This window comes from Pseudonocardia xinjiangensis, assembly GCF_012911925.1.
GTDB classification, from domain to species: Bacteria; Actinomycetota; Actinomycetes; order Mycobacteriales; family Pseudonocardiaceae; genus Pseudonocardia; species Pseudonocardia xinjiangensis.
In genome coordinates this window covers 1-8,078 of the sequence record NZ_JAAXKY010000231.1, presented here as the reverse complement: position 1 = coordinate 8,078, position 8,078 = coordinate 1, and the positions used below count along the sequence as shown (strand labels likewise).

9 protein-coding genes are annotated in these 8,078 nt (G+C 74.4%); 8 read left to right on the top strand and 1 reads right to left on the bottom strand.

Going from position 1 to position 8,078, the window contains the following annotated elements:
• The 5 genes from HF577_RS35630 to HF577_RS35610 form a co-directional block, all read left to right on the top strand.
• A partial coding sequence (locus HF577_RS35630) for a hypothetical protein (RefSeq protein ID WP_211175354.1) occupies positions 1–292 on the top strand: 292 nt, incomplete at its 5' end.
• A gap of 78 nt (positions 293–370) precedes the next feature.
• A complete protein-coding gene (locus tag HF577_RS35625) occupies positions 371–1,903 on the top strand; it encodes an AlkA N-terminal domain-containing protein (RefSeq protein WP_169400410.1) in 1,533 nt (510 codons plus the stop codon).
• Positions 1,900–2,403 carry a methylated-DNA--[protein]-cysteine S-methyltransferase gene (locus HF577_RS35620; protein WP_169400409.1) on the top strand — a complete coding sequence of 168 codons (504 nt, stop codon included), beginning with the start codon at positions 1,900–1,902 and terminating at the stop codon, positions 2,401–2,403. The genes HF577_RS35625 and HF577_RS35620 overlap by 4 nt, the downstream gene beginning before the upstream one ends.
• 192 nt (positions 2,404–2,595) lie before the next feature.
• Entirely contained in the window at positions 2,596–4,122 is a 1,527-nt protein-coding gene (locus tag HF577_RS35615; protein ID WP_312859597.1) for a DNA recombination protein RmuC, read from the top strand.
• On the top strand, positions 4,119–4,694 hold the full coding sequence (locus tag HF577_RS35610; protein ID WP_169400408.1) for a DUF6542 domain-containing protein: 576 nt from the start codon (positions 4,119–4,121) through the stop codon (positions 4,692–4,694). Before HF577_RS35615 ends, HF577_RS35610 begins: the two co-directional genes overlap by 4 nt.
• Here HF577_RS35610 and HF577_RS35605 read toward each other — a convergent pair.
• Positions 4,609–5,580 (bottom strand): 4-hydroxy-3-methylbut-2-enyl diphosphate reductase, encoded by a 972-nt coding sequence (locus tag HF577_RS35605; protein WP_169400407.1) that lies wholly within the window; start codon positions 5,578–5,580, stop codon positions 4,609–4,611. The genes HF577_RS35610 and HF577_RS35605 overlap by 86 nt on opposite strands.
• A gap of 98 nt (positions 5,581–5,678) precedes the next feature.
• Here HF577_RS35605 and HF577_RS35600 point away from each other — a divergent pair, with 98 nt between their 5' ends.
• The 3 genes from HF577_RS35600 to HF577_RS35590 are packed head-to-tail and all read left to right on the top strand — an operon-like array spanning position 5,679 to position 7,857.
• A complete protein-coding gene (locus HF577_RS35600) occupies positions 5,679–6,305 on the top strand; it encodes a lipid droplet-associated protein (protein WP_169400406.1) in 627 nt (208 codons plus the stop codon).
• Complete coding sequence (gene xseA, locus HF577_RS35595) at positions 6,302–7,642, top strand: exodeoxyribonuclease VII large subunit (RefSeq protein ID WP_169400405.1); 1,341 nt, start codon at positions 6,302–6,304, stop codon at positions 7,640–7,642. The genes HF577_RS35600 and xseA overlap by 4 nt, the downstream gene beginning before the upstream one ends.
• Positions 7,639–7,857, top strand: coding sequence for an exodeoxyribonuclease VII small subunit (locus tag HF577_RS35590; RefSeq protein ID WP_169400404.1), 219 nt, complete (start codon positions 7,639–7,641; stop codon positions 7,855–7,857). The genes xseA and HF577_RS35590 overlap by 4 nt, the downstream gene beginning before the upstream one ends.
• The last annotated feature ends 221 nt before the right edge of the window (positions 7,858–8,078 follow it).

The window sequence follows — 8,078 nt, the reverse complement described above, 5'->3', positions numbered from 1 at the left end:
CCCCGCCACCCCGATCGCCGCCCCGCCCGTCACGGGTGCGCAGATCGCCGGGCTCGCGCTGAACCCGGCCCGCGACCGCGTCGCCGCCATCCTCGCCGAGCGCACGCGGGCCGAGGAGGTGGCGCGGGAGGTGGCCGCGAAGGCCGCAGCGGCCCGGGCCGAGGCCCAGCGCGCCGCTGCCGCGAAGCCGCCGCCCGACCCGCGCCACGAGGCCTACCAGCGCATGCACGCCCGGATCAGCGAGGCGTGCGACGACGGGCGGCTGCGCGGATCGATCTGCCGCGGCACCTGACCGTCCGCTCCACGGGCCCCACTGGTCGCGTCCGATTTCCGCCAGTGCAGAGGCGTTTGCGGTGGCAGAGTCGGTGCCGTGCTGCTGGATCAGGAACGTTGCTACCGCGCCGTCGCCGCCCGCGACGCCCGTTTCGACGGGCAGTTCATCACCGCCGTGCGCACGACCGGCATCTACTGCCGGCCGTCGTGCCCGGCCATGACGCCCAAGCGCGCCAACGTCGAGTTCCTCCCGACCGCGGGTGCCGCGCAGCAGCGCGGCTACCGCGCGTGCCGCCGCTGCCAGCCCGACGCGGTGCCCGGCTCGCCCGACTGGAACATCCGCGCCGACCTCGCCGCCCGGGCGATGCGGCTGATCGCCGACGGTGTGGTCGAGCGGGACGGTGTCGTGGGGCTCGCCACGCGGCTCGGGTACTCCGAGCGCCAGCTCAACCGGGTCCTCACCGCCGAGCTCGGCGCCGGGCCGCTCGCCCTGTCGAGGGCGCACCGGGCGCACACGGCCCGCCTGCTGATCGAGACCACCCCGCTGACGATGGCCGACATCGCGTTCGCAGCCGGGTTCGCGAGCGTCCGGCAGTTCAACGACACCGTGCGCGAGGTCTACGGAGTGCCTCCGACGACGCTCCGCACGGAGGCGGGCAGGCGCTGTGGAGCGGTGCCCGCCGCCGCGGGGACGCTCGTGCTGCGCCTGCCGTATCGCCCGCCGTTCGACGGCGACGGCCTGCTCGCGTTCTTCTCCGCGCGTGCCCTGGACGGCGTCGAGTCCGTGGTGGACGGCACGTACCACCGGACGCTGCGGTTGCCGCACGCCGCGGCCACGGTGGCGCTGGACCTGCGGCCCACCGACCGCGGCGCCGCCGCCACCACCGGCCACGTCGTGGCCACCGTGCGGCTCGGTGACCCGCGCGACCTGGGACCCGCGGTGGCCCGGCTGCGCCGGCTGCTCGACCTCGACGCCGACCCGGTCGCCGTCGACGCCCTGCTGGGTGCTGATCCCGACCTGGCCCCGTCCGTGGCCGCGACACCGGGTATCCGGCTGCCCGGCACCGTCGACGGCGTCGAGACGGCCCTGCGCACCGTGCTCGGACAGCAGGTGTCGGTGGCCGCGGCGCGCACGGCGGCATCACGGCTGGCCGCGGCGCTCGGCGAACGGCTGCCGCCCCAGCTGACCGGTGCCGCATCCGCGGACGCCGAACGCGAACCGCCGGACCTGCTGTTCCCCACCGCCGCCGCGATCGCCGAACGCGGTGCCGAGGTGCTCACCGGCCCGGCCACCCGCATCGCGACCGTGCTCCGGCTGGCCGAGGCGGTGGCGGACGGCTCGCTCGTCCTCGACGCGGGGCGCGACCCCGCCGACCTGAGGGCCGCCCTCACCGCCCTTCCCGGCATCGGGCCGTGGACGGCGGGCTATCTCGCGATGCGACTGCTCGGCGATCCCGACGAGCTGCTCGCCACCGACCTCGTGGTGCGCCGCGGAGCCGCCGCGCTCGGACTTCCGTCCGACGTGGACGGGCTCGCTGCACGCGCCGAGAACTGGAAGCCGTGGCGGTCCTACGCCGCCACCCACCTGTGGCGGACCGCCGCCACCACATCGTCCGGGAGGACGTCATGAGCACTGCCGTGTGGTCCACGCTCGACACACCGATCGGGCCGTTCACAGCCGTCGTCGACGAGGACGGGGCCGTCCTCACCTCGGGCTGGACGGCGTCCGTCGACGAGCTGCTCCCGCAGGTCCACCTGTCCCTGCGGCCCACCGAGCTCGTCGCGGGCGACATCGGCGCCGTCCGGGACGCGGTGATCCGCTACCACGAAGGCGAGCTGTCGGCCGTGGCCGACGTGCCGGTGCGGCAGCGGTCGGGCGAGTTCCTCCAGCACGCCTGGGACGTGCTGCGCACGGTGCCGCCCGGCGCCCCGGTGACCTACACCGAGTACGCGGCCAAGGCAGGCAGGCCGTTGGCGGTGCGAGCCGCGGCGTCGGCGTGCGCGCGCAATGCCGCAGCCCTGTTCGTGCCCTGCCACCGCGTGCTGCGCACGGACGGCACGATGGGCGGCTTCCGCTGGGGCGTCCCGGCGAAGCGCAGGCTCCTGGACCACGAGTCCCCGGTCGCCTGAGCCCCCGCGCAAGTTCAGGAAAGCCACTTTGCTGCCCTCTGGGGACAGGAAAGTGGCTTTCCTGAACCTCGGGGGGCCGGCGCGCGCTGCTCGACCATCTGTTCGACCGCTCGGCGATTGGTGCTGTCCGTTGGTCCGCGGGCCCGGCGCGCCTGTCCCGGTTCCGTCGGGGGCGCGGTGCACGCTGACTCGGTGGACACCGCCGCCGTCTCCGTGCTGCTCATCGGTCTGGTCGTGGGCGCCACGCTCGGCGCGGGCGCCGTCTGGCTGCTCGTCACGTCACGGTCGCGGGTGGCCACCGCCGAGGCCGGGCGCGCGGCGGCCGACGCCTCCGCCATGGCCAGGGCCGACGCGGCAGGTCTGCGTGCGGAGCGCGCCGGGCTGCTGGAGCGGCTCCGCGAGCTCACCGAGCAGTACGAGCGGGCCTCCGAGCGGTTGCGCCACGCGGAGTCGGAGGCGGCGGCGGCACTGGCCGCGCTGCAGAGCGAGCGGGAGGCGGGCGGGCGGCGCGAGCAGCTGCTGACGCGCCGCGACGCCGAGCTCAAGCAGGCGTTCCAGGCGCTCTCGGCCGACGCGCTGGCCCGCAACAACGAGCAGTTCGTGGCGCTGGCCGAGGGCCGTATCAAGGAGGCCACGGCGGCACTGGCCGCCAAGGCCGACGGCGACGCCACGAGCCGCGCCCAGGCCATCGCCCAGCTGCTCGACCCGATGGCGTCCACGCTGCAGCGCGTCGAGGGGCAGCTGCGCACGGTCGAGAAGGAGCGCGAGTCGGCCTACGCGGGGCTGCGCGAGCAGGTCAGCGCCATGCGGTTCAGCTCGGAGCAGCTGCAGCACGAGACCAAGCAGCTCGTCAACGCGCTGCGCGCCCCGCAGGTCCGCGGCCGCTGGGGCGAGCTGCAACTGGAGCGGATCGTGCAGCTGGCCGGCATGGTCGAGCACTGCGACTTCTCCACGCAGGTCACCGGCCAGGGAGAGGACGGCGCGGTCCGGCCCGACATGGTCGTGCACCTGGCCGGGGGCAAGCAGGTGGTGGTCGACGCGAAGGTGCCGTTCGCGGCCTACCTGGAGGCCGTGGAGAGCCGCGACCCCGACGTGCACCGCGAGCGGCTCGCCGCCCACGCCCGGCAGCTGCGCCAGCACGTCGACGCGCTGTCGGCCAAGAGCTACTGGTCGGCGTTCGAGCCGTCGCCCGAGTTCGTCGTGCTGTTCGTGCCGGGAGACCCGTTCCTCGAGGCCGCGCTGCAGGCCGACCCGGCGCTGCTGGAGCACGCGTTCTCGCACAACGTCGTGGTCGCCACACCCACCACGCTCATCGCGCTCCTGCGCACCGTCGCCTACAGCTGGCGACAGGAGGCGCTGGCGCGCAACGCCGCCCAGGTCCACCAGCTCGGCAAGGAGCTCCACAGCCGCCTGGCCACCATGGGCACCCACGTCGCCAAGCTCGGGCGCAGCCTCGACTCGGCCGTGGCCAGCTACAACCAGACGGTCTCCTCGCTGGAGGCGCGTGTGCTGGTCACCGCGCGCAAGTTCACCGACCTCGAGGTGGCCGACGACGAGATCGCCGCCCCCGCTCAGGTCGAACGCGCGCCACGCACCGTGGCCGCGCCCGAGCTCGTGGCGTCCGCGGCCGACTCACTGGTCGCCCTCCACGAGCTCAGCCGCACCGAGCGGCCTGCCGGCGACGGTCGCCCGGAGAACAGAGCTACCGTGACCAGGTGAGCGAACGCGGCGTACGGGGCTCCGGGGGCAGGTGGCCGATGGCCGACCGGTCCCTGCTGGCCACGGTGCTCGGGGTCCCGCCCATCGCGGCGGTCGGGCTCGGCGCCGTGCTGACCGCGGTGGGCGTGTTCGTCGACCTGGTCCGCGTCGGCAGCCTCGATCTGGTCTTCACCATCTGCTACATCGCCGGGTGTGTGCTCGCGGTGGCCTGGGTGCGCCGCGACGGGCTGTTCGGGCCCATGGTCCAGCCGCCGCTGCTGGTGGCCGTGGCGGTGCCGGTGGTGGTGCTGGCCGCCGGGTCGCCGAAGCCGGGCGCCGGCGTGGGCGAGCGCCTGCTCGTGGTGGGCGCACCGCTGGTCAACGCGTTCCCGACGATGGCCTGGACCACCGGCATCGTGCTGGCCCTCGGCGTGTTCCGGCTGATCGTGCAGCGCCCACTCGACGCCGCCCCGAAGGCGGACGCAGGCCCGCCCACGAAACCGCCGGTCAGCGCCCGGCGGAGCTCTGCGCGGTCCGAGCGGGGCGAAGCTCGCGGGGCAACGAGAACGTCAGAGTCTCCTCGGCGGTCGTGATCTCCTCCATGGAGGTCCAGCCGCGCTCGGCGAGATGGTCGAGCACGCCCCGCACGAGCACCTCCGGCACCGATGCGCCGCTGGTGAGTCCGACCGTCCCCACGCCGTCGAGCCAGCTCTCGTCGATCTCGCGGGCGTAGTCGATGAGGTGTGCCGCTCCGGCCCCGGCCTGCAGCGCCACCTCGACCAGCCGCACCGAGTTGGACGAGTTCTTCGAGCCCACCACGAGCACGAGGTCGCACTGGGCGGCCATCGCCTTGACGGCGACCTGCCGGTTCTGGGTGGCGTAGCAGATGTCGTCGCTCGGCGGGTTCTGCAGCGACGGGAAGCGCTCCCGCAGCGCGCGCACCGTCTCCATGGTCTCGTCGACCGACAGCGTGGTCTGGGAGAGCCAGACGACCCGCTCCGGATCCCGGACCGTGACGCCTGCCACATCGGCTGCGGTCTCGACGAGCTGGATGTGCGCCGGAGCCTCCCCGGCCGTGCCCTCCACCTCTTCGTGCCCGTGGTGGCCGACGAGGAGGATGTCGTAGTCCTCACGGGCGAAGCGCTTGGCCTCGTGGTGGACCTTGGTGACCAGCGGGCAGGTGGCGTCGATCGTGCGCAGCTCGCGCGATCGCGCCTGGTCACGCACCGCGGGGGACACCCCGTGGGCCGAGAACACCACGAGCGCACCGTGGGGGACCTCGTCGGCGTCGTCCACGAAGATCGCACCGCGCTCGGTGAGCGTCTCCACGACGTGCACGTTGTGGACGATCTGCTTGCGGACGTACACCGGCGGGCCGTGCTGCTCCAGCGCCTGCTCCACGGCCTCGACGGCCCGGTCAACACCTGCGCAGTAACCGCGCGGCTTGGCCAGCAGTACGCGCTTGTTCGCTCCGGACATGTCCCCCAGCGTACGGCCCCCGCCCGATCGCGCAGACGTCGTGCACCACGCGAAACCCCCAGGCTGCTCCCCGGCACCGGGCAGGGGAGACTGGAGGCATGAGCCCGCTGCCGCTGCCGGTGCGGATTGCCGCCGGTCTTGTCGCCACCGCCGTGGAGCAGGCCCGTGACCTGCCCCGACTCGTCGTCGAGCTCCCCGTCACCGCCGTGAGCCAGGCCCTGCAGGCGTCCATGCGCGTGCAGCAGAAGGTCACCGAGCTGGCGATCAAGGGTGATCGCGCCCTCGGCACGCTGCGTCCGGTCGAGGAACGGCCCAGCTGGGCCGTCTTCGACGACGAGGAGCCGGCGGAACGCAACGGCGGGAGCAACGTCAGCGAGCTGCACCAGCGGGCCCGGGACGCCGTGGTCACGATCGCCGCCGAGCCCGCACCGGCCCCCGCGGAGCCCGAGAAGGTGGTCGAGAAGGCCGCCGAGGTCGCGGCCGAGACCACTGCCGCCAAAGCAGCCCACGCCACTCCCACGACGTCCGGCACCGGCGCCGGGAGTGCGGGACCGAACGTCCTGCCCGGCTACCGGGACCTGACGATCCCCCAGCTGCGCGGCCGGTTGCGCCACCTCGACGTCGACGACCTGCGGACGCTCCTGGAGTGGGAGACGAACCACGACAACCGTCCGCCGTTCGTCACGATGCTCTCGAACCGGATCACCACGGTCACCGAAGGGTGACCCAGCCGAACTCCCCCGAGCAGCCGTGGCCCGTCCGCACGGTCGCCAGGAAGATCGCCGAGTGGGTCGACCGGCTCGGGGCGGTGTGGGTGGAGGGCCAGCTCGCCCAGGTCACCGCCCGCGCCGGCACGGGCACCGCGTTCCTGGTGCTGCGCGACCCGGCCGCGGACGTCTCGCTGCAGCTGACGGCGCCGATCGGCCTGGTGCGTGAGGGCGGCCCGGCGGTGGCCGAGGGCAACCGGGTCGTCGTCCACGGGAAGCCGTCGTTCTTCCTCGGCCGCGGGACGCTCAGCCTGCGCGTCGACCAGATCCGCGCCGTCGGCATCGGGGAGCTGCTCGCGCGGATCGAGCGCCTGCGCAAGCTGCTGGCGGCCGAGGGACTGTTCGACCCGGCCCGCAAGCGCCGGCCGCCGTTCCTGCCCGGCTGCATCGGGCTCGTCACCGGCCGGGCGTCGGCGGCGGAGCACGACGTCGTGTCGAACGCGACGGCACGCTGGCCGTCGGTCCGCTTCCGGATCGAGCACACCGCCACCCAGGGCGCGCTGGCCGTTCCGCAGATCGTCGACGCGCTCGGCGCGTTGGACCGCGACCCGCAGGTCGACGTGATCGTGCTGGCCCGCGGCGGCGGCAGTGTCGAGGACCTGCTCCCGTTCTCCGACGAGACGCTGTGCCGGGCCGTCGCGGCCTGCCGCACGCCTGTGGTGTCGGCGATCGGGCACGAGCCGGACACCCCGCTGGTCGACCACGTCGCCGACGTCCGGTGCTCCACGCCGACGGAGGCGGGGCGCCGGCTCGTACCGGACCTGGCCGAGGAGACCGCGCGCATCGCGGGGCTGCGCGACCGCGCCCGGCGCGCGCTGGCCGGCTGGGTGGACCGCGAACAGCGGCTGCTCACCGCGCTGCGCGGACGGCCGGTGCTGGCCGCCCCGCTGCAGGCACTCGACGGACGCGTCGCGGAGGTCGAGCGGCTGCGCGAGGCGGGCCGCGCCTGCCTGCTGCGCGGCCTCGACCGCCGCGGCAGCGACCTGGAACACGTCAGGGCGCGGTTGACGACGCTCGGCCCGGCCGCGACGCTGGCCCGCGGATACGCCGTGGTGCAGCGCGTGCCCGACGGCGCCGAGCCGGGGGCGGTGCTGCCGGTCCTGAGGTCGACCACAGAGGTCGAGCCGGGCGACCGGCTACGGATCCGGGTGGCCGACGGGGCGGTCGCGGCCACCGTGGCCGACGACAGCGCACCCCGCAGCACCGACCGCGGCGCAGGCAACGGGGCTGCCGAGGGCGAAACGGCGAAGCCGGCGCCGCCGCGTACCCGGAAGAGGAAGGCGAGCACGACATGACCGAACAGCCTGGCGTCGACGGGCTGGGCTACGAGCAGGCCCGCGACGAGCTCGCCGAAGTGGTGCGCACTCTGGAGACAGGTGGGCTCGGCCTGGACGAGTCGGTGGCGCTCTGGGAGCGGGGCGAGGCCCTCGCCCGCCGGTGCGAGCAGCAGCTTGCGGGCGCCCGGGAACGCGTCCAGAAGGTCCTGGACGCGACCGACCCGACCGACTGAGCCACCCCCCGTGCGCGACATGGACACATGACGCTGTTCGAGGGCCGGTTCCGGCCGCGACACGTGACCATGTCGCGGCCGGGGCCGCTCAGCGGGGAGGGATTGGGGTGCTCGTCTGTGCTGCTTCGGCCAGCGTGCGGAACGACTCGTCGCTTCCGCTGCCCGTGATCAGCATCCGTACCGGCGCGCCGTTCGGCGTCGGGACCTCGGTGATCCAGATC